This is a genomic window from Streptomyces sp. NPDC001027 (assembly GCF_040299045.1).
Lineage (GTDB): Bacteria > Actinomycetota > Actinomycetes > Streptomycetales > Streptomycetaceae > Streptomyces.
The window spans coordinates 1-22,125 of record NZ_JBEPBI010000081.1 but is presented as its reverse complement, the minus strand read 5'-3'; the positions used below and the strand labels follow the sequence as shown (position 1 = coordinate 22,125).

Genomic DNA, 22,125 nt, shown 5'->3' with positions numbered 1-22,125 from the left:
CGCCGCCCTACTTCCGCATCACCGCGGGCTCGTGCCGGCGCAGCAGCCGGGAGACGATGAATCCGAAGGCCGCCGACAGCAGGATGAGCATGCCCACGTCCAGCAGCCAGGTCCCGGCCGAGTGCTCGAACAGCGGGTCGCCGGTGAGGTCGCCGGGCACGATCCGGGACAGCCCGATGGTGCCGGCCATCGCGCCGAGCGCCCACCGCGAGGGCACCAGCCACGACAGCTGGTCCAGGCCGGGCACACCGCTCAGTTGCAGCAGCGCCCCGCAGAAGACCACCTGGACGATGGCGAGCAGCACCAGCAGCGGCATCGTCACCTCCTCCTTGCGCACCACCGCGGAGACCAGGAGCCCGAGCATCATCGCGGTGAACGACAGCAGCGCCACGGCGACGGTGATCTCGACGAGGGGCGGCATCAACACGCCCTCGCCGCCGGGCGCGTGCAGGTCGACGCCGAGCAGCGCGACCTGGGTGAGGACCACCGCCTGCACGACGGTCACCGTGCCCAGCACCACGACCTTGGACATCAGGTACGCCGATCTGGACAGGCCCACGGCGCGTTCCCGCTGGTAGATCACGCGTTCCTTGACGAGTTCGCGCACCGCGTTGGCGGCTCCGGTCAGGACTCCGCCGACGCACAGGATGAGCAGCGCGTTCATCGCCGTGTCCCGGGTCAGCTCGCCGCCCGCGAGGGCCCGGGCCATGACGCCCATGACGAACGGCAGCGCGATCATAATGGCGAGGAAGGTGCGGTCGGCGGCGAGGGCGGAGGTGTAGCGGCGCACCAGGGTGCCGACCTGGGCGCTCCGGCTGCGGGGCCGCGGCGGCGGCAGCATGATCACCGGTCCGGACCGCGGCAGCCGGGGCTGTTCGCTGTCGTCGAGGACGTAGCGCCGGCGCGACGGCGAGTCGCGGTACTCCCCCGCCCAGTCCCGGTCCTGGTCGCGCTCGAAGGCCTCGAAGGCCTCGGGCCACTGCTCGAAGCCGAAGAAGGCGAGCGCGTCCTCGGGCGGCCCGTAGTAGGCGACCTTGCCGCCGGGCGCGAGCACCAGCAGCCGGTCGCAGACGTCGAGGCTGAGGACGCTGTGCGTGACGACGATGACGGTGCGGCCGTCGTCGGCGAGGCCGCGCAGCATGTGCATCACCGAGCGGTCCATCCCGGGGTCGAGACCGGACGTCGGCTCGTCGAGGAAGAGCAGCGAGGGCTTGGTGAGCAGTTCCAGGGCCACGCTGACGCGCTTGCGCTGCCCGCCGGAGAGGCTGTGCACCGGCTGGTCGGCGCGCTCCTGGAGACCGAGTTCACGGATGACCTCCTCGACCCGCTCGCGGCGCTCCGCCTTGGCGGTGTCCTGCGGAAAGCGCAGTTCGGCGGCGTAGGCGAGGGCGCTGCGCACGGTCAGCTGGGCGTGCAGGATGTCGTCCTGCGGGACGAGGCCGATGCGCTGGCGCAGCTCGGCGTAGTCGCGGTAGAGGTCGCGGCCGTCGTAGACCACGGTGCCGTGGCCCGCGGGGCGCTGGCCGGTGAGGGCGCCGAGCAGTGTGGACTTGCCCGCGCCGCTGGGCCCGACGACGGCGAGCAGGCACTTCTCCCCCACCGGGAACGACACGTGGTCGAGGAGCACCTTGCGGCCGCGGTCGACGGTGACCGTCAGGTCCTGCACGTCGAGGGAGACCTCACCGGTGTCGACGTACTCCTGGAGCTGGTCGCCGACCAGACAGAACGCCGAGTGGCCGATGCCGACGATGTCGCCGGGGCCGACCGGGGCGCGGTCGACGGGCAGCCCGTTGAGGTACGTGCCGTTGTGGCTGCCGAGGTCGACGATCTCGTGGCCGCCGTCGGGCAGTGCGCGCAGTTCGGCGTGCCGGCGGGAGACGACGAGGTCGTCGACGACGAGTTCGTTGTCGACGGCGCGGCCGATCCGCACGGTGCGCGGGGGCAGCGGCCGGACGTGGGTGGGCTGCCGGAAGGTGCCGGTCAGGGCGGGCATGGAGACGGCGGACGGCCGCTCGGGCGCCACCGGAGCCAGGCCGGACAGGACGACGCGGGGTCCGTCGGACGGGCTGCCGAAGCGGATCACGCTGCCGGGGCCGACGCCCCACTCGTGGATCTGACGGCCGTCGGCGTAGGTGCCGTTGGTGCTGTGGTCGTCCTCGAGGGTCCAGTGGTCGCCGTCGGGGCGCAGCACCGCGTGGTGCCAGGAGACGCGGGTGTCGTCGATGACGACGTCGCTCTGCGGGTCCCGCCCGAGGCGGTAGTCGTGGCCCGGGATCAGCAGAGTCGAGCCCGTCTCGGTCTCCAGCACGAGTTCGGGCGCAGTCGAGGAGACCGGCCGCTCCGTCATGCCTGAATTCTATCGATTGGCGCCTTTGTGTGCCTGACGGGAGGTGCGCGGCCGGGCCGGTGGACCGTCAGCCGACCGGGAGGACGAGGGCCGGGACGGTGCGCTGCATGCGCAGTGCGTCGACGGACTCGGCGAGGAGCTCGTACTCGGTGGTGTCGTCGCTGATCGCGATCCGCACCAGCCTGCCGCCCGCCAGCTCGTCGGCCACCAGTTCCTGTCGGCCCGTGTCGGCGCACCAGGCCCGCAGCAGCCCGGGCACGTCCTGCACGGTGTCGGCGACGGGGACGAGCGCGCCCGGCGGGAAATACTCGCTCTCGGGCAGCGGATCCAGTCGTTCCGCCATCCAGGAGGCCCGGTCCCGCAGCCACCACAGGGCGAGCGCCAGCGTCGGCGCGCGATAGGTGCCCAGCGGTACGCCGATGCGCCGGCCGTCACAGACGCCGTACGCGGTGACATGGCACAGGAATTCGTCGTGCACGTCCCTCTCCCCCGGTGCTCGCTTGCCGGTCGCGCCTCGCTTTCCGTGCGGCTCCTGTGGGGAAACTGCCCCCGACGTTCGAGTATGTTCACTGCTGAATCACTGTCACCACGTCTTTTTGGCCAGTCTCCTGGCATATTCCCCCTGGTTCATGGCCGAAATGCGGCGAGCTTTGCCGGGCGCCGTCATTACCCGGCGGGTAATCGACCCGGGAGGCGGGCGCGGGCAAGGTGGTCACACCGGATCGGCGAAGGCCGGAATCCGGGACCTGACCAGTATCGACGACCTTCCCGGGGGCTGATTTCCCATGTCCGCGAACACCGACCGCTACGAGAACGCCGTCGCCCGCTACTTCGAGGCCTGGAACGCACGGGAGCCCGAGACCCTGGCGAAGGCCGTCGCCGCCGCATGGGCCGTGGGAGGGGGGTACACCGACCCGCTCGCCGAGGTCCGCGGCCACGAGGAGATCGCGGCCCTGGTCACGGCGGCGCACGCGCAGTTCCCGGGCTTCGTCTTCCGGCTCTTTGGCGCGGTCGACGGCCACCACGACACGGCCCGGTTCTCCTGGGAACTGGTGAGCGAGGCCGCGGGCGTCGCGCCGGTGGCCGGATCCGACGTCATCACCCTGGACGCGCAGGACCGGATCACGTCGGTCCTGGGATTCCTGGACCGGGTGCCGGCCGGAGCCTGACTCCGAGAGCGGCGAATTCCCCCGCCGCGGCGGTCGCCACGGCGTGAGACCGCCGTACGACCGCTGCGGGCGGGGGCATGCATCACGCACGCGAACGACGGCCCGGGCGGGAAAACGGAATACGGAATGCCGAATTCACCGGCGTCCTGCGCGGTCGTTCTCACCGGCGTCCTGCGCAGGCGTTCTCACCGATGATCAGCGCGCCGCGCACGCGCCCGGCGGACAGGGCTGGAATTGCGCCGTCCGGCCCGATTCCGTCACTCTATCCGGACGCGACGGCTCCTCGTGGAAACCGGGGTGCGCGGCCCGTCCGAAATGCAGAGGGCAACCCGTGAGGGCCGTCCGGCGGAACGGCTCAGCCGTTGATCACCGCGTCGATCCGGGACAGCTCCTCGGCCTCGAAGTCCAGGCGGGCCAGCGCGCCGACGCTGTCCTCGATCTGGCGGGCGCTGCTCGCGCCGACCAGTGCGGAGGTCACCCGGCCGCCGCGCAGCACCCAGGCGAGCGCGAGCTGGGCGAGGGACTGGCCGCGGGACTTCGCGATCTCGTCGAGGGCGCGCAGCTTGCCGACGAGCTCCTCGGTGACCGCCTCGGACTTCAGGAACGGGCTGTCGCTCGCCGCCCGGGAGTCCTCCGGGATGCCGTTCAGGTAGCGGCCGGTCAGCAGTCCCTGCTCCAGCGGCGAGAACACGATCGACCCGACCTGGAGCTCGTCCAGGGCGTCCAGCAGGCCCTCGCTCTCCGGGCGGCGGTCGAGCATGGAGTAGCGCGGCTGGTGGATGAGGAGCGGGGTGCCCAGTTCGCCGAGGATCCGGGCCGCCTCCCGGGTCTGCTCCGCGGAGTAGTTGGAGACGCCGACGTAGAGCGCCTTGCCCTGCTGCACCGCCGAGTGCAGGGCCCCCATCGTCTCCTCCAGCGGAGTCTCCGGGTCCGGGCGGTGCGAGTAGAAGACGTCGACGTAGTCCAGCCCCATCCGCTTCAGGCTCTGGTCCAGCGAGGACAGCACGTACTTGCGCGAGCCCCACTCGCCGTACGGACCGGGCCACATCAGATAGCCGGCCTTGGTGGAGATCACCAGTTCGTCGCGGTACGCCGCGAAGTCGCTCTTCAGGAACCCGCCCAGCGCGGACTCGGCGGCGCCGGGCGGCGGGCCGTAGTTGTTGGCCAGGTCGAAGTGGGTGATGCCGAGGTCGAAGGCACGGCGCAGGATGGCCCGCTGCGTCTCGGCCGGGCGGTCCGGGCCGAAGTTGTGCCACAGGCCGAGCGACAGCGCGGGGAGCTTCAGGCCGCTGCGTCCGGTGCGCCGGTAGGGCATGTCCGCGTAACGGTCGGGGTGTGCGGTGTACAACGCGACTCCAGAGGGGGTTGGCACGACGGTCGGGTCCGGGAAGATCACTCCGGTGGACCGCCACCCACTCTGGCTCCGCGTGCGGGCAGTGGTCCAACAGAAGAATCCGATGAGATTCAGCGGATACGCTTCTCAATCATGGAACTGCGCCACCTCCAGCACTTCGTAGCCGTCGCCGAGGACCAGCATTTCACCCGGGCCGCCGAACGCCTCATGGTGTCCCAGTCCGGTCTGTCGGCGTCGATCCGGTCCCTGGAGCGCGAGCTGCGCGCCCCGCTCTTCGTGCGGACCACCCGCCGGGTGACGCTGACGGAGGCGGGCCGGGCGCTGCTCGGCGAGGCGGAGCGCGTTCTGGCGCAGGTGCGGGCGGCCCACGAGGCGGTCGCCGCCGTGCAGGGCGTGGTCCGCGGCACCCTCTCCGTGGGCACCGAGCAGTGCATCGCCGGGGTGCATGTGGCGGGACTGCTGGCGGCGTTCCGGCGACGCCACCCCGACGTGGAGATCCGGCTGCGGCAGACCGGCTCGGGCGCGCTCGGCGAGGAGGTGGCGGCCGGCCGGCTCGACCTGGCGTTCGCCTACCGCACCCAGACCGACACCGACCAGCTGCGCTGCGTCCCCTTGGCGGCGGAGCCGATGTACGTGCTGTGCCACCCCGACCACCGCCTCGCCGGAGCCTCGGCGGCCCTGACGCCCCGGGATCTGGCCGGCGAGGTGTTCGTCGACTTCCACCCGGACTGGGGGCCGCGCAGCGCCGCCGACGCCGCGTTCGCCGGGGCGGGGGTGCATCGCACGGTCGCCCTGGAGGTCAACGACGTGCACAGCCTGCTGGACCTGGTGGGCGAGAACCTCGGCGTCGCCGTGGTGCCGCGCCATTTCCGGCACAAACGCGAGGCCCTCGCCGCGGTCGCTCTGGAGGGCGCGGGCGAGGCGGCCTACGAGACGGTGGCCCTGCTGCCGCCGGCCCGGGCGACCAGTCCGGCGGCCCGGGCGCTCATGGGGCTGCTGGAGACAGGGGGCGCGTGAGCGTCCGCTGGGCGATGGTGGACGTATGCATGCCAAGGACATCCTCATCGACGGGTACAACCGCATCCAGGAAGAGGTCCGCGCCGCCGTCGAGGGCCTGGACCCCGACGCGCTCGACAGCCGGCCCGCGGCCGGGGCCAACTCGGTCGCCTGGCTCGTCTGGCACCTCACCCGGGTCCAGGACGACCATATGGCCGAAGCCTTCGGGCTCGACCAGGTGTGGCTGGCCCAGGACTGGGAGAAACGGTTCGGCCTCGACCTGCCGCCCGAGGACACCGGGTACGGGCACGACGCCGCCCAGGTGGCGAAGGTGCACGTCCGGGACGCCGGACTGCTGACCGGTTACCACGACGCCGTGCACGCGCAGAGCGTCCAGGCGCTGCGCACGCTGACCGGCGCCGACCTGGAGCGCGTGGTGGACGAGCGCTGGGATCCGCCGGTCACCCTGGGCGTCCGGCTGGTCAGCGTCCTGTCCGACGACCTGCAGCACGTCGGACAGGCCGCCTACCTGCGCGGGCTGCTTCAGAGCGCGGCGGCGTAACCCGGCAGGACCACGTCCTCGATGAGGGCGGTGCGCTCGTCGAACGGGATGAACGCGCTCTTGAGGGCGTTCACCGTGACCGTGCGCAGGTCCTCCACGCCCCAGCCCGCGTGCTCGACGAGCAGCGCCATCTCGCCGGTCATCGTGGTGCCGGAGACCAGACGGTTGTCCGTGTTCAGGGTGACGCGGAAGCCGAGGTCCTTCAGCGCGGTGATCGGGTGCTCGGCGATCGAGGTCGCGGCGCCGGTCTGGAGGTTGGACGTCGGGCACATCTCCAGGGCGACCCGGCGGTCGCGCACCCAGCCGGCGAGGCGGCCGAGCTTGCCGTCCACGATGTCGTCGGTGATCCGCACGCCGTGACCGATGCGCTGGGCGCCGCACACCTGGAGCGCCTGGTGGATGCTGGGCAGGCCGTGGGCCTCGCCGGCGTGGATGGTGAAGGGCACGTTCTCGCGGCGCAGGTGCTCGAACGCGTCGAGGTGGTCGGCGGGCGGGAAGCCGTCCTCGGCGCCGGCGATGTCGAAGCCGACGACGCCGGCGTCCCGGAAGGCGACGGCCAGGTCGGCGGCCTCGCGCACCCGGTCGAACATCCGCATCCCGCACAGCAGGGTGCCGACCCGCACCGGCGTGCCCGCGGCGGCGGCCTTCGCCATACCGGCGGCGAGGCCCTCCTGGACGGTCTCGACGACCTCCGCCATGGTCAGCTCGCCTTGGGTGTTCAGCTCGGGGGCGTAGCGGACCTCGCCGTACACGACCCCGTCGGCGGCCAGGTCGAGGACGTACTCCTCGGCGGTGCGCAGCAGGCCCTCGCGGGTCTGCATGACGGCGAGGGTGTGCTCGAAGGTGGCTATGTAGCGCACCAGGTCACCGGAGTTCGCGGCCTCGAAGTACCAGGCGGCGAGTTCGTCGGGGTCGGTGGTGGGGAGGGTGTGGCCGACCTCCGCAGCGAGCTCGACGACGGTCGCGGGGCGCAGTCCGCCGTCGAGGTGGTCGTGCAGGACGGCCTTGGGGAGCCGGCGGAGGGTGTCGATGTCGATGCGGGGCGCGGTCATGTGCGTGGCGTCTTTCTCGGGTCAGTCGGTGGCGGCGGGCTGGAGCAGGTCCCAGCGGTTTCCGTACAGGTCCTGGAAGACGGCGACGGATCCGTAGGGCTCGTGACGGGGCTCTTCCAGGAAGGTCACCCCCGCGGCGAGCATCCGGGCGTGGTCGCCGGCGAAGTCGTCGGTGTGCAGGAAGAACCCGACGCGGCCGCCGGTCTGGTCGCCGACCCGGGCGCGCTGCCCCTCGCCCTTGGCCCGGGCGAGCAGCAGCCCCGTGCCGCCTCGGCCGTCCCCGGGCCGGACGACGACCCAGCGCGCTCCGCCGGGCCGCGGCTCGTCCTCGACGAGCCGGAATCCGAGCGCCTCGGTATAGAAGCGGATCGCCTCGTCGTAGTCGTCGACGACGAGGGTGACCAGGGCGATACGACTCATCGGTGCCTTTCAGGGGGCGCGCGGAGAGGGTGCGGCGGGTGTGCGGACGCTGTACGGGGCCCTTGCGGAAGAACCCTTCCGGGGGATTGACGGGTGAGGTTATACGTAAAACTTCGTCCGCGCCAATGCGGGCCGGTACGGCCGGGTCGCGGCGGCCGGAGGCGGGTTCAGTCCCCCTGCGCGCGGCCCTCGCCGCGGTGGGCCGCGTTCAGGCGGTCCGTCTCCTCCGGTGTGAGGCGCAGTGCTCCCGCGGCCACGTTCTCGGCCAGGTGAGCGGGGCTTCCGGTACCGGGAACGGCCAGGACGTGCGGTCCCTGGGCGAGGGTCCAGGCGAGCCTGACCTGGGCGGGCGTCGCGTCGTGGGCGCGGGCGACGCGCAGCACCTCGTCGCCGTGGGCGGCGGTCGCCCCGCGTTCGGCCCCCTCCCCGGCGATGGCGAAGTAGGGGACGAAGGCGATGCCCTGCTCGCCGCAGAGCCCGAGCAGTTCCGCGGACGCCGGGCCGCGGTGGCCGAGGCCGAACTGGTTCTGCACACTCGACACCGGGGCTATGGCCTGCGCCTCGGCGAGGTGGCGGGGCTGGACCGCCGAGATCCCGAGGTGGCGGATGAGGCCCTGCTCGCGCAGGGCGGCGAGCGCGCCGAAGTGCTCGGCGATCGACTCCTGCCCCATGCGGCGCAGGTAGACGAGGTCGAGGTGGTCGCGGCCGAGCTGGCGCAGGTTCTCCTCGACGTGGCCGCGCAGCTCCTCGGGGCGGGCGCAGGCCCCCCACTCCCCCCGGTAGTCGCGGTACGGGCCGACCTTGGCGGCGATGACCAGACCCTCCGGGTACGGGGACAGCGCGCGGCCGATGAGTTCGTTGGCGGAGCGCAGGGAGGAGAAGTAGAAGGCCGCGGTGTCGATGTGGTCGACGCCGAGCTCGACGGCCTTGCGCAGTACGGCGATCGAGCGGTCGCGGTCGCTCGGCGTGCCGAGATGGAAGGCGGCGCTGCCCGTCAGCCGCATCGCGCCGAAGCCGAGGCGGTTGACGGACAGGTCGCCGATGTTCCAGGCGCCCGCGGCGTCCGCGGTGATCGTTTCGATGGCCATCCGGGCAGTCTCGCACCCGCCGGGGGCAGCGGCGCCGTCGCGGTCGCCCCCCTCGACGGGCCATGGCGGTGGCCCGCGTCGCGGAGGGCTTCCCCGGTCGCCGCCGCCGACGTGCCGGACCGCGCCTCAGCCCAGCGGCTTCTCCAGCACGGCCTTGCGGTGGCTGAACGTCTCGATCGAGTAGCGTCCGTGGTAGCTGCCCATGCCGCTCGCGCCCACCCCGCCGAACGGCAGGTCGGAGACGGTGAGATGGGCCAGCGGCAGGCCGTGGCCGAGGCCGCCGGAGGAGGTCTCGGCGGCGATCCGGCCGCGGGTGTCCTCGGAGTCGGCGAATACGTACAGGGCGAGGGGCTTGTCGCGGTCGTTGATGAAGCCGATCGCGGCGTCCAGGCCGTCGACGGTGACGATCGGCAGGATCGGGCCGAAGATCTCCTCCTGCATGACGGGCGACTTCGGGTCGACGTCGGCGAGCACGGTCGGCGCGAGGTACTTCTCCGCACGGTCCATGCCGCCGCCGACCACGACCCGGCCGGAGTCCAGCAGGCCGGCGAGCCGGTCGAAGTGGCGCTCGTTGACGATGCGGCCGTACTCGCCGGAGGTCTGCGGGTCGGCGCCGTAGAGGCTCTCGACGGCCCGCGCCAACTGCGGCTCGAGGGCGGCGGCCGTCTCCGGGTCGGTGAGGACGTAGTCGGGGGCGACGCAGGTCTGCCCGGCGTTGAGGAACTTGCCGCGGGCCAGCCGGTCGGCGACGACGGCGAGATCGGCGTCACGGTCGACGAACGCCGGTGACTTGCCGCCGAGTTCGAGGGTGACCGGGGTGAGGTGCTCGGCGGCGGCGCGCAGCACGATGCGGCCGACGGCGCCGTTGCCGGTGTAGAAGATGTGGTCGAACCGCTCCGCCAGCAGGGCCGTGGTCTCCGGGACGCCGCCCTCGACGACGGCGACCGCCTCGGTGTCGAGGTGCGCCGGCAGCAGACGGGCCAGGGCGGCGGAGGTGGCGGGGGCGAGCTCGCTGGGCTTGACGACCACGGCGTTGCCGGCGGCGAGGGCGCCGACCAGCGGGGCGAGCAGGAGCTGGGCGGGGTAGTTCCACGGGGCGATGACGAGGACGACGCCGAGCGGGTCGTACTGCGTCCAGGCGCGCGCGTCGGCGCCCAGGTGGGCGGGGACCGGGGCCGGCTCGGGGCGCAGCCATCCGTCGAGGCGCTCGAGGGTGTGGTCGATCTCCCGGACCGTGAAGTCGATCTCGGTGCGGTAGGCCTCGGTGGAGCTCTTGCCGAGGTCGGCGTGGAGCGCGGCGGCCAGCTCCGCTCCCTGGTCCGTGAGCATCCGGCGCAGGCGGCGCAACTGGTCCGTGCGCCACGCGACGGGCTTGGTGCGACCGGTGCGGAAGGCGGCGCGCAGCCGGGTTACGACGTCGGCGGGCTGCTCGGGAGTGCTGGCGGCGGTGGTCATCGTGCCTCGCTGGGGTGCGCGGGCCCTTGCGGGCCCTGGGTCGTCGGACGAGCGGTCAGCTCGATGTATATGCCAACCTTTCGAGGGTCAAAATACATTCCCGCGGACCACTGGTCTCCCCGCATCTTCCGGCGGGCCGGGCCGCGTCAGTGGGCGAGCTCGCGCAGCCGCCGTTCGAGAAAGGCGCGCTCCGCCGGGCTCTCGCTCAGCGCGAGAGCCGCCCGGTAGGCCCCTCCGGCCTCGGCCGTGCGGTCCAGCCGGCGCAGCAGGTCGGCGCGGACGGCGTGCCAGACCCGGTAGCCGTGCAGGTCCAGCGCGTCCACGAGGTCGAGCGCCGGGCGCGGACCCTGGATCCCGGCCACGGCGACCGCCCGGTTCAGGGCCACGACCGGGCTCGGGGCGAGGGCCGTCAACTGGTCGTACAGGCGCAGGATCTGACCCCAGTCGGTGGCGTCGGCGGTCGGCGCGTCGCTGTGGACGGCCTGGACGGCGGCCTGGATCTGGTACGGCCCGGGCCGGTCGCGGCGCAGACAGCGGCGGACCAGGGCCTGGCCCTCGGCGATCAGTGCGTGGTCCCACCGGTCGCGGTCCTGTTCGGGCAGCGGCACGAGCGTGCCGTCGGCGTCCACGCGTGCGTCACGACGGGAGTCGACCAGCAGCATGAGCGCCAGCAGGCCGACGGCCTCCGGCTCGTCCGGCATCAGCTCCACCAGAAGCCTGCCGAGCCGCACCGCCTCCGCGCACAGGCCCGCCTCACCCTCGTATCCCTGGTTGAACACCAGGTAGACGACGGCGAGGACGCCTCTCAGCCGGTCGGGCAGATCCGCGTCGCGCGGTACGCGGTACGGGATGTGCGCGTCCCGGATCTTCGCCTTGGCGCGGACGAGCCGCTGGGCCATGGTCGGTTCGGGGACGAGGAAGGCACGGGCGATCTGGGCGGTGGTGAGCCCGCCGAGGAGCCGCAGGGTCAGGGCGACCTGCGCCTGCGGGGCCAGCGCGGGGTGGCAGCAGGTGAAGATCAGCCGGAGCCGGTCGTCGCGCACGGGGCCCTCCTCCACGGGCGGGTCGGCGGCGTGCAGCAGGGCCGCCTCGGCCTGCCGGGCGTGCCGGGTGGACTCCCGGCGCAGTCGGTCGACGGCCCTGTTGCGGGCGGTGGTGATGATCCAGCCGGCCGGGGCGGGCGGCGCCCCGGTCTGCGGCCAGCGGTGCACGGCCGTGGCGAAGGCGTCCTGGACCGCCTCCTCGGCGAGGTCGATGTCGCCCAGGAAGCGGACGAGGACGGCGACGGCCCGGCCGTACTCCGCGCGGAAGACGGCCTCGACGTCCGTGGCGTCCGGCATCGGTCAGTGACTGTCCACGAACGGGCGGACCTCGATCGGCAGCGTGGTGGCGAGCGCGGCCTTGCGCCCCCACTCCAGGGCCTCGTCCAGGTCGGCGGCCGTGATCAGGCAGAGGCCGCCGAGGTACTCCTTGCCCTCGGCGTACGGCCCGTCGGTGATGAGCACGTCGCCGTTCTCGGGCCGCAGCACGGTGGCCGTCTCCGGGCCGTGCAGACCTCCGGCGAAGACCCAGGCCCCGGCGGCGCGCAGCTCGTCGTTGTAGGCCTGCACGCGGCTCATGATCTCGGCCAGCTCGTCGGCGGCGGGCGGTTCGCCGCCGGTGGGCTGGACCACGCTGAGCAGGTAGTGCTTCATGACGTCCTCCTTGGCGTCGTGCCGTTGTGTCACCTCCTACACGAACGACTCTCCCCCGGATCGACACCCCGCGCCGCGATCCGGGAAAGAATCCCGCCCATGACCGCACCGCACCCGCTCGTCGCCCGCGCCCGCCGCCTCGCCGACGACCTGCTGGCCCCGCACGCCGAACGGGTCGACCAGTCAGAGGTGCCGAGGAGCCACCTCACGGAGATCGGCCGCTCGGGCCTGCTGGGCGTGAAAGCGCCGAGGGAGTACGGCGGGGCCGAGGCGCCGGCGTCGGTGGTGCGGGAGACGACGGAGATCCTGGCCGGGGCCTGCTGCTCGACCTGGTTCGTGCAGGCCCAGCACCACACGCCGGTGCTGGCGCTGGCCGGGAGCGAGAGTCCGCAACGCGAGCGTCTGCTGCCCCGGCTGGCCGGCGGCGAGCTGTTGGCCGGCGTGGCGTACGCCCAGCTGCGGGCGTATCCGCGCACGCCGGTGCGGGCCGTCCGGGAGCGGGGCGGCTGGCGCTTCGACGGGACGGTGCCCTGGTACACGGGGTGGGGCCTGAACGACGTCATGCTGCTGGCCGGGGTGACGGAGGCGGGCGAGGCCCTGTTCGCGTTCACCGAGGCGCGCGACCAGCCGGGGCTGCGGGCCTCGGCCCCGCTGCGGCTGGCCGCGCTGACGGCCGCCCGCACGGTCTCCCTGGAGCTGGACGGTCTGTGGTTCCCGGCGGAGGCGGTCGTCGTGCGCACCCCGCACGAACGCTGGTCGGCGACCGACCGCCGCAAGACGGTCGACGCCAACCCCGCGGTCTTCGGCGTCGCGCGGGCGGCCCTGGCCCTGCTGGACGAGGAGACGGCGGCCCCGCTGCGCGATCGCCTCGACGCGACCCGCCGTGCGGCCTACGCCCTCGCCGACGGCGCGGCGCCGGACGAGTGCCTCGGGGAACGTCTGGCGCTGCGGACGCAGGCCTTCACGGTCCTGCAGACGGCGACCACGGCGGCCGTCGTCGCGGGCGGCGGCCGCTCCATGCTGCTGACGAACCGCGCCCAGCGCCTCGCGCGCGAGGCCCTGTTCCTCATGGTCCAGGCCCAGACCCGGGAGTCGCGCCGGGCTCAGCTGGCCGCCCTGACGGCCTGACGTCCCGGAAGGTCCGTGCGGGGAGAGAGACGGGGCCGGCCGTCGCGCGCCCGGTCGGTCAGTCCTCGTCCGCTCCCGGGACCACGACGAGGAACGCGTCCGACTTCAGGTCCATGACGACGGTCGCCGGCTCGCCCTCGGCCCGTCGGCGGGCCGCGTACTCCTCCGCGGGCCACGATCCGCGCGGCGCTCCCGCGGGGAACCTCTCCAACACCTTCGCGCGCATAGCGGCAGACACCTCCACTGCGAGAACGGACACCGCCGAGACCGACGACTCGTGCACGAACCGGCTTCCCGCGATCCGGACGGGCATGTTCACACCCGCGCCAGACGGTCCTCCTCGACGGACGCCCGGGGGCGGCTCAGCCGGCCCGGCCACCACGCCCGGGCCCCGATGTCCCGGACGAGCGCGGGGACCAGCAGCGACCGGACCACGAGGGTGTCGAGGAGGACGCCGAAGGCCACGATGAAGGCGATCTGGACCAGGAAGGCCAGCGGGATGACGCCGAGCGCGGCGAAGGTCGCGGCGAGCACCACACCGGCCGAGGTGATCACCCCGCCGGTGGTGACGAGCCCCCGCAGCACGCCCTCGCGCACCCCGTGCCGCAGCGACTCCTCGCGGACCCTGGACATCAGGAAGATGTTGTAGTCGACGCCCAGCGCGACCAGGAAGACGAAGCCGTACAGCGGTACCGACGGGTCGGTTCCGCTGAAACCGAGGACGTGCCGGAACACCAGGGCCGAGACGCCCAGCGTGGCCGCGAAGTTGAGCGCGACGGTGGCCACGAGCAGCGCGGGCAGCAGCAGCGAGCGCAGCAGCAGCATGAGGACGAGCAGGATGACGGCCAGCACGACGGGGACGATGAGGGTCCGGTCGCGTTCGGCGGTGCGCAGGGTGTCGACCTGCTGGGCGGTGTAGCCGCCGACGAGGGCGTTCGCGCCCGGCACCGCGTGCAGGGAGGTGCGCAGCCGCACCACGGTCCGCTTGGCCGCGTCGCTGTCCGCGGGCGAGGCGAGGGTGACGTCGACGCGGACGCGGCCGTCGGCCGCCGGCGGCGCCCCGCCGGGCCGTCCGGACGCGCTCACCCCGGCCGCCGCGGCGACGCCGTCGGTGGCGCGGGCCGCGGCGAGCACCTGCGCGAGCCGGTCGGCGTCGGCCACGACGACCGCCGGGTTGCCCGAGCCGCCCGGGAAGTGCCTGCTCAGCGTCTGCTGTGCGGCGACCGAGGGAGCGTCGTCCACGAAGGTCTCGTCGAGGGGGACGCCCCTCGAGCTCAGCGTCGGCGCGAAGGCGGCGCCGGCCAGCAGCAGGGCGAGGGTCACCGCCCAGACGCGGCGCGGCGCCCGATCGACGAGTGCGGCGACGCGGTGCCAGATCCCGGCGCCCGCGCCGCGCCCCTCGGCGGGGGCGGGCTTCGCGGGCCAGTAGGCGGCGCGCCCGAGGACGACGAGGACGGCGGGCACGAAGGTCAGCGAGGCGAGGGCGGCGCAGCCGATGCCGATGGCGCCGACCGGGCCGAGGGCCCGGTTGTTGGTCAGGTCGCTGAGCAACAGGGCGAGCAACCCCAGCGCGACGGTAGCGGCGCTGGCCGTGACGGCGCCCCAGGACTGCCGCAGCGCTGCTCGTCCGGCGGCGTGGCGGTCCGCGCCCGCGGCGAGTTCCTCGCGGTAGCGGGCGGTGAACAGCAGGGAGTAGTCGGTGGCCGCGCCGATCACGAGGATCGACAGGATGCCCTGCACCTGCCCGTCGACGCGGACGACGTCGTGGTCGGCGAGTGCGTAGACGACCGCGCACGCGAGGCCCAGCGCGAAGACGGACCCGAGGATGATCACCAGCGGGAGCAGCAGGCTGCGGTAGACCAGCAGCAGGATGGCGAGCACGGCGGCCAGCGCCACGCCGAGGAGCAGGCCGTCGATGCCGGCGAAGGCGTCCGCCAGGTCGGCCTGCCCGGCGGCCGGGCCGGCCAGCCGCACGGTGGTCCCGGGGACGCCTTCGGCTGCCTCCCGGACGCGGTCGAGGGCGCCCGCGAGGCCGTCGCCGAGGTCGGGACGCAGCGGCACCACGCCCTCCAGGGCCTTCCCGTCCTGCGAGAGCACGGCGGGCGAGACCTCGCCGGCCACCTCCGGGGCGCCGGCCAGCGAAGCGAGCGCCCGGTCGGCCGCCGCCCTCCGGTCCGCCGGGCTCACCCCCTCGGCGCCGGTCCAGACGACGATCGCCGGGAGCGTCTCGTCCTGGCGGAACGCCCGCTGGGCGGCGATCACCTCCGTCGACTCGGCGCTGCGCGGCAGAAACGCCGCCTGGTCGTCGGTGGCGACCTCGCCGAGCCGTCCGGCGAAGGGGCCGAGGGCGCCCCCGATGCCGAGCCAGACGGCGACGAGCAGCAGGGGGACGAGCCATCGGGCGCGTCGGGACATGGCGGGCATCGCTCTCCAGACTCGAGGAACCGCGTCAGCGGCGACTCATGTATCTCAATGAAAAACAATCTCAATAATCGAGTTAGTTTTCGGTGATGGTAGACGGCGCCTGTACTTCCGCCGCGGCCGGGTGCGCGGATGCAGTGGGGGCGCAGTCGTCATCTACGTAGATCCACCGATGTGCGGACCGGGCCTCCCGGGCGAGGATGCGAGTTCGCGCCTGCCCGGCCGGAGAGAAAGGACGTCGTACTCGGTGCTCCCCTGGATCATGGTCTCGGTCATCCTCCTCGCCCCGTTCGTCGTGGGCGGCACACTCGCGGTCCGTACCGCCCGCAGGGCCGGCAAGGCGGACCGGGCGATGCGTCTCCTCGCCCAGCGCCCCGGCTGGAGCCGTGTCCCGGGCGACACGCTGGAGCAGCATCGGATCCGGCTCTCGGGCCACTTCCCCTGGCTGCTGCGCACCCGCGACGGCACCGCCGTGACCGGCTCGATCGGCGGCCTCCCGGTCACCGTCACCAGGCTCTGGGAGCCGGTCGGGCAGCGGGACATGCGGCACTGGCTCGTCGTGTGCTTCGACGTGCCCGGCGACGGGCTCTTCCTCCGGCTGGAGCGGGGCTGGAGCGCGGCGGAGCTCAACCTGCGCTGCGACGACCTCCCGTACCTGCCGATGAGCAAGGACGACCGGGCAGGGACGGCCGAGCGGTTCTACTCGTCGGATCTGCCCGAACGGCTCATGAGGTTCGCCGCTCCGGCGGTCTCGCTGTACGAGGCCGGGGTGTGCTTCGCCTACCCGATGCCCGACGTGGTGGACATGGGCTCCCTGCTGGAAGGACTGGCGGCGCTGCTCCCGGACCTGACCGCGCTCGCCCGTTCCGCCGGCCCGGAGAAACTGCAGGACGCTCCCTAGCCCTCCTCGGCAAGGCCGCCGGTCACGGGGAGCCGCACGGACGTTCCCGGGCCGGTCAGCGGGCCGGCGGCGGCACGCTCCCGGCGAGCTCCTCGTTGAGGGCGGCGAGGAAACGCACCACGACCGACAGCTCGTCCGCCGTGAAGCGGGCCCGGGCGGCCTCGGTGGCCTCGGCCAGCGGACGGAAGTAGGTGCGGGCCGCCGACCGGGCGTCGGAGGCGTAGTACAGGTGGACCACCCGGCGGTCGGCGCTCTCCCGGACCCGGCGGATGTGTCCGGCCCGCTCGAGCCGGTCCACGCACGCGGTGACCGCGCCCGAGGTCAGTCCGAGGAGCTCGCGCAGCCGCTTCGGCGTCATCGGCTCCTCGGCGTCCAGGATCGCCGCGAGCGCCTGGACGTCGGTGGCGTGCAGGGCGTGCTCGCCCGCGAACCCGTGCACCAGCCGGTTGATCCCGCCGTTCATGCGCCGCAGCTGGACGGCGAAGGCGTGCAGGTCGGCCGGGTGCGGGAGCGCCTCGGACTCCCGTGCCGGCGCCGGGCGTTCCCGGTCGTTCGCTGTGGCCACGCGATCAGCGTAGTCGGCCGCTCGTGTCACTCGATCGTGCGCACAAACCGGTGTCCCCGCATCCGCGAAGGCTCCCGGCGTGGAAGCGATCGACAGGGGGCCATCGAGGCGGAGGACCGAGGACTGATGACCGCACAGGGCGACCGCACGGGACCGGAGCCGGGACCGGGACCGGGACCGGGACCGGGACCGGGACCGGGACCGCTGAGCCTGGTGACCGGCGCGACCGGCTACATCGGCGGGCGACTGGTCCCGGAGCTGCTCGCGGCCGGACACCGGGTGCGCTGCCTGGCCCGCTCCCCCGACCGGCTGCGCGACCACACGTGGGCGGGCGACGTCGAGGCCGTGCGCGGCGACGTCACGGACGCCGCGTCGGTCGCGTCGGCGATGCGTGGCGTGGACGTCGCCTACTACCTCGTTCACGCCCTGGGCGCCGGCGACGACTTCGAGGAGACCGACCGGCGGGCTGCGCGGATCTTCGGCGAACAGGCCCGGGCCGCCGGTGTCCGTCGCGTCGTCTACCTCGGCGGCCTCACCCCGGCCGGGGCGCCCGAGCGGGAGCTCTCGCCGCACCTGCGCTCGCGTGCCGAGGTGGGTCGCATCCTGCTGGCCTCGGGGACGCCGACGACGGTGCTGCGGGCGGCGGTCGTCGTCGGATCCGGCTCGGCGTCGTTCGAGATGCTGCGCTATCTGACCGAGCGCCTGCCGGTGATGGTCACCCCGAGCTGGGTGCACACCCGCATCCAGCCCGTGGCCGTCCGCGACGTGCTGCGCGCGCTCGTCGGCAGCGCCGCCATGCCGGACGACGTCAGCCGGGCCTTCGACATCGGCGGTCCGGACGTGCTGACGTACCGCGAGATGATGCTCCGCTACGCCGCGGTCGCCGAGCTGCCGCGTCGCCTCATCCTGTCCGTCCCGATGCTCACCCCCGGCCTGTCCAGCCACTGGGTCGGCCTGGTGACGCCGGTGCCCGCGTCGATCGCCCGGCCGCTCACCGAGTCGCTGCGGCACGAGGTCGTCTGCCACGAGCACGACATCGCCCGGTACGTGCCCGATCCGCCGGGGCATCCGATCGGGTTCGACGAGGCGGTCCGGCTCGCGCTGCGCAAGGTCCGCGACGCACAGGTCACCACCCGCTGGTCGTCCGCCTCGGTGCCGGGCGCACCCAGCGACCCGCTGCCCACCGACCCCGGCTGGGCCGGCGGCAGCCTGTACACCGACGACCGGGAACTCGCCGTCGACGCGCCGCGCACCGCGCTGTGGCGGGTGATCGAGGGCATCGGCGGCGAGAACGGCTGGTACTCGTTCCCGCTCGCCTGGGCCGTCCGCGGCGGGCTCGACCGGCTGGTCGGCGGGGTGGGCCTGCGCCGCGGCCGCCGGGACGCCGCCCGGCTCCGGGTGGGCGACTCGCTGGACTTCTGGCGGGTCGAGGAGATCGAGCCCGGACGGCTGCTGCGACTGCGGGCGGAGATGCGGCTGCCGGGCCGGGCCTGGCTGGAGCTGTCCGCGCGAACGGACCCCGGGGGCCGGACCCGGTTCCGTCAGCGCGCCCTGTTCCACCCGCACGGGCTCCTCGGACACGCCTACTGGTGGAGCGTGGCGCCCTTCCACACGGTCGTCTTCGGCGGCATGGCCCGCAACATCGCCCGGGCGGCGGAGGCGCAGGCGGGCGCCCGCAAGCCCGCGCCCGTGCGCTGAACGGCGTGCCCCGTCGGCCCGGCAGCAGTCGCCGGCTCGGCAGCAGTTCTTCGTCGTCCCCCTTTTCGCCCCGGAGCCCCCTCATGAACGTCTCGGTCGTCCTGTTCACCGCCGACCTGCGTCTGCACGACCATCCGCCGCTGCGCGCGGCCCTCGACGGGTCACGGCAGGTGGTGCCGCTGTTCGTGCGCGACCGGGCGGTGGACGCGGCGGGGTTCGCGGCGCCCAACCGGCTGGCCTTCCTCGCGGACAGCCTGCGCGACCTCGACGCCGGGCTGCGCGAGCGGGGCGGTCGGCTGGTGCTGCGCTCCGGCGACCTGGTGGACGAGGTGTGCAAGGCGGCCGGGGAGGCGGACGCCGACGAGGTGCATGTCGCCGCCGACGTGAGCGCGTACGCACGCCGGCGCGAGGAACGGCTGCGGGCCGCACTGGAGGCGCAGGGCGTGCGGCTTCACGTGCACGACACGGTGACGACGGCGGTCGACCCGGGAGCGGTGGTCCCGTCGTCCTCGGACCACTTCGCGGTCTTCACGCCGTACTTCCGGCACTGGTCGCAGCGGCGGCTGCGTTCCCCCCTGCGCGCGCCCGGCCCGGTTCGGGTCCCGGACGGCGTCGGCTCGGAGGAGCTTCCCTCCCGCGCAGACCTGTCGGGGCTGTCTCCCGCACTGGCGGAGGGCGGCGAGACGCAGGGACGCTGGCGGTTCGCCTCCTGGCTGCGGTCGGGCGTCGCCGCCTACGAGGACCGGCACGACGACCTGGCAGGCGACGCCACCTCGAGGCTCTCCCCTCATCTGCACTTCGGCACGCTGTCCCCGGTGGAACTCGTGCACCGTGCGCGGCGGGCGGGCGGCCCGGGCGCCGAGGCCTTCGTGCGGCAGCTCGCCTGGCGCGACTTCCACCGCCAGGTGCTGGCGGCCCGGCCCCGCGCGGCGCACGCCGACTACCGCACCAAGCACGACCGCTGGCGCTCGGAGCGCACCGCGCGCGCGGACGTCGCGGCATGGCGGGCGGGTCGCACCGGCTACCCGATCGTGGACGCCGCGATGCGGCAGCTGCGGCACGAAGGCTGGATGCACAACCGCGGCCGGCTGCTGACCGCGAGCTTCCTCGCCAAGACCCTCTACGTGGACTGGCGCGTCGGCGCCCGGCACTTCCTGGACCTGCTGGTCGACGGGGACGTGGCCAACAACCAGCTCAACTGGCAGTGGATGGCGGGCACCGGCACCGACTCGCGCCCCAACCGGGTCCTCAACCCGGTCACCCAGGCGAAGCGGTACGACCCCGACGGCGGGTACGTGCGGCGCTGGCTGCCGGAACTGCAGGACGTGACGGCCCCCGGGATCCACGAGCCGTGGAAGCTGCCCGGCCCGGTCCGGGCGGCGCTCGACTACCCGGACCCGATCGTCGAGCTCTCCGCGGGCCTCGACCGCTTCCGGCGAGCCCGGGAACGCCGCTGAACGAGCTGTGCCGCGACGGTCGCGCTCAGGCCGTGTCGTACAGCCCGGCCAGCATCGTCAGGGCCTCGGCCAGTCCGGTCGGCCGCTGCAGGCCCGGCGCGGGGCGTCCGGCCCAGCCGGGGCCGCCGAGCACCACCACGGGGGCGCGCCGGGCCCCGGCGACGCCCCACCGGGTGTCCGCGACGTGCCGGGCGAGCGGCAGACTCGCGGTGGAGCGCGCCTGGGCCCACAGCACGACCGCGGCCGGGCCCAGCCGCCGGACGGCCGAGTCCAGCGCCTCGGCGGGCACGGCCGGCCCGAACATGCGGGTGGGCACCCCTCGTTGACCGAGCGCGGCGTCGAGCGCCTCCAACGGCAGACTGTGCTGCTCGCCGGGCGCGCAGGCCAGCACCACGGGCCCCGGCCGTCCGGCCGCCTCCCGCGACGCCACGGCCCGGGCTGCGCGGCGCAGCTCGGTGGAGACGTGCCAGGACAGCAGGTGCTCCACCTCGACGTACCGGTCGCCGGAGGAGACCCACTTGCGCCCCACGGCGTGCAGCGTCGGGACCATCACCTCCTGCCAGGCGACGATCAGTCCGTGCCGTTCGACGGCCGCGCCCAGGAGCTCCGCGACGCCCGGCGCGTCGAGCCGTACGGCGGCGCGGGCCAGCCCCCGGCACTCGTGGCGTACGTCGACGTCGAGCAGGAGGGCGTCGTCCGCGCGCGTCGGCGCCCGGCCGCCGCCCGGCGCACGGTCCCGGCCTGCGGCGCCCGGCGGACGCGCGTCCCCGTCCGTCGTCGCGTCCCAGTCCGCCGGGTCCGTGTCCGCCGGCCCTCCGCCCGCGCCCGCCTCCGCGTCCGCGTCCGAACCCGCGACCGTGGCCGCCGGATCCGTCCCCGCGGGGTCCGCAGGCGTCCGGCGGATCGCCTCCTTCGCCGCCCGGGCCGCGTCCGCCGGGGGCACGCCTGATGCGGTGAGCCGGCACATCGCCTCCAGCACGGCCACGTCGCCCGGGCGCCAGCGCCGGTGCCGCCCGTCGTCGCGGACGACGGGACCGATGCCGTACCGCCGGTCCCAGGAGCGCAGGGTGGTGGGCGCCACGCCCAGCCTGCGGGCCAGCGCCCCGGTCGTCAGTCCGGCCTCGTCCGGGCTCGGGATCTCGCTCATGGTCCGACCATACGAGAACCGCTGCTCCACCCCTGCGACCTCTACACATAAGGAGCAAATAAGAGCAGAATGAACATGCGCGGCACTTACCGCACACCGCAGCGAAGCGGTCAGGCCGGAAAGTCGAAGGAGACGAACCATGGCCAACGTCTCGCCCACCAGAGGTGACATGTCGACGCACCCCGACGTTTCCGAGATGCAGGCGCGGTACGCGCGCATGCTCGGTGGTCGTGATGTGGCACTCGTGGACGGACCGGTGTTCCTGCTCGGTCTGTACTGCGCCGTGTCCCCGTGGATCCTCCACTACACCGCCAGTCAGCCCGCGCTCATGACCCACAACCTGATCGTGGGCATCGCGATCGCCCTGCTGGGCCTCGGATTCACCGCGGCTCCCGCCCGTATGTACGGCCTGAGCTGGGCCATGTGCGCGGCGGGCATCTGGATGATCATCGCGCCGTGGGTCGTGGGCGACAGCCCGGACGCCGGCGTCGCGGTGAACAACATCATCATCGGCGCACTGGCGCTGATCCTGGGACTGCTGTGCACCGCCACGGCGGCGAGGAGCGTACCGAAGCCCTAGGAGCTGTCTTCAAATGTCACGCCCACATCAGGAGCGAGGCGAGGGTGACGGCTGCCTGGTAGGACTCGGCGGTCTTGTCGTAGCGGGTCGC

General features: G+C 73.7%; 21 protein-coding genes. 8 read left to right on the top strand and 13 right to left on the bottom strand.

Features of this window, described 5'->3' with window-relative positions; all coding sequences use genetic code 11:
• Positions 1 to 7 precede the first annotated feature (7 nt).
• Together ABT300_RS22395 and ABT300_RS22390 are read right to left on the bottom strand one after the other, a co-directional pair.
• The gene (locus ABT300_RS22395) at positions 8 to 2,347 is read right to left on the bottom strand and encodes an ABC transporter ATP-binding protein/permease (RefSeq protein WP_351678500.1); all 2,340 of its coding nucleotides are present in this window, start codon (positions 2,345 to 2,347) and stop codon (positions 8 to 10) included.
• Between the two features lie 67 nt (positions 2,348 to 2,414).
• Complete coding sequence (locus tag ABT300_RS22390; RefSeq protein WP_351678497.1) at positions 2,415 to 2,825, bottom strand: hypothetical protein; 411 nt, start codon at positions 2,823 to 2,825, stop codon at positions 2,415 to 2,417.
• A gap of 307 nt (positions 2,826 to 3,132) precedes the next feature.
• Here ABT300_RS22390 and ABT300_RS22385 point away from each other — a divergent pair, with 307 nt between their 5' ends.
• Positions 3,133 to 3,516 carry a nuclear transport factor 2 family protein gene (locus ABT300_RS22385; RefSeq protein WP_351678494.1) on the top strand — a complete coding sequence of 128 codons (384 nt, stop codon included), beginning with the start codon at positions 3,133 to 3,135 and terminating at the stop codon, positions 3,514 to 3,516.
• 355 nt (positions 3,517 to 3,871) lie between these two features.
• On the opposite strand, the gene mgrA is transcribed toward ABT300_RS22385, so the two are convergent.
• Entirely contained in the window at positions 3,872 to 4,864 is a 993-nt protein-coding gene (mgrA, locus tag ABT300_RS22380) for an L-glyceraldehyde 3-phosphate reductase (RefSeq protein ID WP_351678491.1), read from the bottom strand.
• Between the two features lie 138 nt (positions 4,865 to 5,002).
• Here mgrA and ABT300_RS22375 point away from each other — a divergent pair, with 138 nt between their 5' ends.
• Together ABT300_RS22375 and ABT300_RS22370 are read left to right on the top strand one after the other, a co-directional pair.
• The gene (locus ABT300_RS22375; RefSeq protein ID WP_351678488.1) at positions 5,003 to 5,887 is read left to right on the top strand and encodes a LysR family transcriptional regulator; all 885 of its coding nucleotides are present in this window, start codon (positions 5,003 to 5,005) and stop codon (positions 5,885 to 5,887) included.
• A gap of 25 nt (positions 5,888 to 5,912) precedes the next feature.
• A complete protein-coding gene (locus ABT300_RS22370) occupies positions 5,913 to 6,428 on the top strand; it encodes a mycothiol transferase (RefSeq protein WP_351678485.1) in 516 nt (171 codons plus the stop codon).
• Here the strand turns inward: ABT300_RS22370 and ABT300_RS22365 are convergent.
• From ABT300_RS22365 to ABT300_RS22340, 6 genes are all read right to left on the bottom strand, one after another.
• Positions 6,410 to 7,480, bottom strand: a complete 1,071-nt coding sequence (locus tag ABT300_RS22365) for an adenosine deaminase (protein ID WP_351678482.1) — start codon at positions 7,478 to 7,480, stop codon at positions 6,410 to 6,412. The genes ABT300_RS22370 and ABT300_RS22365 overlap by 19 nt on opposite strands.
• 21 nt (positions 7,481 to 7,501) lie before the next feature.
• Positions 7,502 to 7,900, bottom strand: a complete 399-nt coding sequence (locus tag ABT300_RS22360; RefSeq protein ID WP_351678480.1) for a VOC family protein — start codon at positions 7,898 to 7,900, stop codon at positions 7,502 to 7,504.
• A 167-nt stretch (positions 7,901 to 8,067) separates the two neighbouring features.
• Complete coding sequence (locus ABT300_RS22355; RefSeq protein ID WP_351678477.1) at positions 8,068 to 8,988, bottom strand: aldo/keto reductase; 921 nt, start codon at positions 8,986 to 8,988, stop codon at positions 8,068 to 8,070.
• A gap of 126 nt (positions 8,989 to 9,114) precedes the next feature.
• On the bottom strand, positions 9,115 to 10,443 hold the full coding sequence (locus ABT300_RS22350; RefSeq protein ID WP_351678474.1) for an aldehyde dehydrogenase family protein: 1,329 nt from the start codon (positions 10,441 to 10,443) through the stop codon (positions 9,115 to 9,117).
• Between the two features lie 146 nt (positions 10,444 to 10,589).
• Positions 10,590 to 11,783, bottom strand: coding sequence for an RNA polymerase sigma factor (locus tag ABT300_RS22345; RefSeq protein WP_351678471.1), 1,194 nt, complete (start codon positions 11,781 to 11,783; stop codon positions 10,590 to 10,592).
• Positions 11,784 to 11,786: 3 nt separating this feature from the next.
• On the bottom strand, positions 11,787 to 12,137 hold the full coding sequence (locus tag ABT300_RS22340; RefSeq protein ID WP_351678468.1) for a YciI family protein: 351 nt from the start codon (positions 12,135 to 12,137) through the stop codon (positions 11,787 to 11,789).
• Positions 12,138 to 12,236: 99 nt separating this feature from the next.
• On the opposite strand from ABT300_RS22340, the gene ABT300_RS22335 reads away from it, so the two are divergent.
• Positions 12,237 to 13,265 (top strand): acyl-CoA dehydrogenase family protein, encoded by a 1,029-nt coding sequence (locus ABT300_RS22335; protein WP_351678466.1) that lies wholly within the window; start codon positions 12,237 to 12,239, stop codon positions 13,263 to 13,265.
• A gap of 58 nt (positions 13,266 to 13,323) precedes the next feature.
• Here ABT300_RS22335 and ABT300_RS22330 read toward each other — a convergent pair whose 3' ends face one another.
• A complete protein-coding gene (locus ABT300_RS22330; RefSeq protein ID WP_351678463.1) occupies positions 13,324 to 13,491 on the bottom strand; it encodes a DUF8839 family protein in 168 nt (55 codons plus the stop codon).
• Positions 13,492 to 13,580: 89 nt separating this feature from the next.
• A complete protein-coding gene (locus ABT300_RS22325) occupies positions 13,581 to 15,689 on the bottom strand; it encodes an MMPL family transporter (protein ID WP_351678460.1) in 2,109 nt (702 codons plus the stop codon).
• A 244-nt stretch (positions 15,690 to 15,933) separates the two neighbouring features.
• On the opposite strand from ABT300_RS22325, the gene ABT300_RS22320 reads away from it, so the two are divergent.
• Positions 15,934 to 16,587 (top strand): hypothetical protein, encoded by a 654-nt coding sequence (locus ABT300_RS22320; protein WP_351678457.1) that lies wholly within the window; start codon positions 15,934 to 15,936, stop codon positions 16,585 to 16,587.
• Between the two features lie 55 nt (positions 16,588 to 16,642).
• Here the strand turns inward: ABT300_RS22320 and ABT300_RS22315 are convergent, their stop codons facing one another.
• Positions 16,643 to 17,152 (bottom strand): MarR family winged helix-turn-helix transcriptional regulator, encoded by a 510-nt coding sequence (locus ABT300_RS22315; RefSeq protein ID WP_351678454.1) that lies wholly within the window; start codon positions 17,150 to 17,152, stop codon positions 16,643 to 16,645.
• Between the two features lie 126 nt (positions 17,153 to 17,278).
• On the opposite strand from ABT300_RS22315, the gene ABT300_RS22310 reads away from it, so the two are divergent.
• Together ABT300_RS22310 and ABT300_RS22305 are read left to right on the top strand one after the other, a co-directional pair.
• Positions 17,279 to 18,850, top strand: coding sequence for an SDR family oxidoreductase (locus ABT300_RS22310; protein WP_351678451.1), 1,572 nt, complete (start codon positions 17,279 to 17,281; stop codon positions 18,848 to 18,850).
• Positions 18,851 to 18,933: 83 nt separating this feature from the next.
• On the top strand, positions 18,934 to 20,307 hold the full coding sequence (locus ABT300_RS22305; RefSeq protein ID WP_351678450.1) for a cryptochrome/photolyase family protein: 1,374 nt from the start codon (positions 18,934 to 18,936) through the stop codon (positions 20,305 to 20,307).
• Positions 20,308 to 20,332: 25 nt separating this feature from the next.
• Here ABT300_RS22305 and ABT300_RS22300 read toward each other — a convergent pair whose 3' ends face one another.
• Complete coding sequence (locus tag ABT300_RS22300) at positions 20,333 to 21,454, bottom strand: MerR family transcriptional regulator (protein WP_351678447.1); 1,122 nt, start codon at positions 21,452 to 21,454, stop codon at positions 20,333 to 20,335.
• Between the two features lie 139 nt (positions 21,455 to 21,593).
• Between ABT300_RS22300 and ABT300_RS22295 the strand changes: the two genes are divergently transcribed.
• Positions 21,594 to 22,034, top strand: a complete 441-nt coding sequence (locus ABT300_RS22295; protein WP_351678445.1) for an SPW repeat protein — start codon at positions 21,594 to 21,596, stop codon at positions 22,032 to 22,034.
• Positions 22,035 to 22,125: the final 91 nt, after the last annotated feature.